The sequence below is a fragment of the Nocardiopsis sp. TNDT3 genome (assembly GCF_003427465.1).
Classification (GTDB): Bacteria; Actinomycetota; Actinomycetes; order Streptosporangiales; family Streptosporangiaceae; genus Nocardiopsis; species Nocardiopsis dassonvillei.
This window is the reverse complement of the sequence record NZ_QPFC01001453.1, coordinates 1-1,118: the sequence shown is the minus strand read 5'-3', so window position 1 is coordinate 1,118 and position 1,118 is coordinate 1. Positions and strand designations below refer to the sequence as shown.

The 1,118-nt window shown below is 72.3% G+C and carries 1 protein-coding gene; it reads right to left on the bottom strand.

The features are described from left to right. Window positions 1-101: 101 nt before the first annotated feature. Complete coding sequence (locus tag DQW06_RS28770) at window positions 102-1,025, bottom strand: aminoglycoside phosphotransferase family protein (RefSeq protein ID WP_117199652.1); 924 nt, start codon at window positions 1,023-1,025, stop codon at window positions 102-104. Between the last annotated feature and the right edge of the window lie 93 nt (window positions 1,026-1,118).

Here is a 1,118-nt window from a genome sequence, read left to right as displayed (position 1 = left end):
GTGCCGCCACACGGCGGGGTGTGCTGCGGTGGTGTTCCTGGTCCGCCCCGGCTGTCCCCGACGACAACCTCGTGCGTCGGGGGCGGCCGGGGCGGTGGTGGTTATGCGCCCAGGGCTTCGGCGATGGTCACCGGTACGCGGGGCAGGCCGGGTTCGCCGTCCTCGACGGCCCAGACGCATTCCTGGAGGACGCGGACGAGGGTCCAGGCGCGTGCGCGGTCGCGGGGGACGCGGGCGGCCTCGGAGACCAGGTCCAGGCGGCGGCGGGTCTCTTTTCGGGGGTCGCCGGTGGCGAGGGCTTCGTCCCAGCGGTTGTGCAGGGTGGGGAAGAGGTCGAAGCCGGGGTCTCCGGCGAGGGGTTTGGGGTCGATGGCGAGCCAGGGTTCGCGGTCGGCGCCGGGCAGGGGGGCGAGCACGTTCTGGAAGTGCAGGTCCCAGTGCAGGAGCCGGTCTCCGGCTTCGGGTGCCATCTCGCGGGCGCGGGCGGCGAGTGCGTTCATGCGGTCGCGTTCGTGTGCGGTGCGCAGGCGTGGTGCCAGGTGTTGGGCGCGGGTGACCATGGCGCGGGTGGTGTCGGCCAGGGTGCGCATGCCCTGTGGTGCCTGGTGTGCGGTGAGGCGGGCCAGGAGGGAGCCGGTGGTGGTGAGGGCCTGGTCGATGGGGACGGTGTCGAGTGTGCGTGCGGGGTCGAGGGGTTCGAGGAGCATGGCGCCGGTGCCGGGGTCGTGTCGGAGGAGGCGTACGGCGCCGTCGCCGTTCCAGGCGCGCAGGGCGTCGGGTTCGCCCCGGCTCTCCTCGTCCACCGGCTGGAGCTTGAGCATGGCGGAGTCCCCGTGGGGGAGTCGTACGGGGACGACGAGGGCGACCATGCCGTGCATGGGCGCGCCCACGGGGTGCAGGTCCCATCGTTCGAGCTGGCGCCGGGTGAGTTCGGGCAGCCCTTGGGTCCACTGGGGTCCGAAGAAGCGGTCGAGCAGGGGTGCGAGGGCGTCGGGGACGCGGATGGGGGGAGTGTCGTCGTGCATGTGGTGTGTCCTTCGTCGTTGTGGTTTGGCTGGTGACGAAGGAGCGCCGGGGGGCCACGGGTCTAACGCATACCGAACACCTCGTTCGTTGTT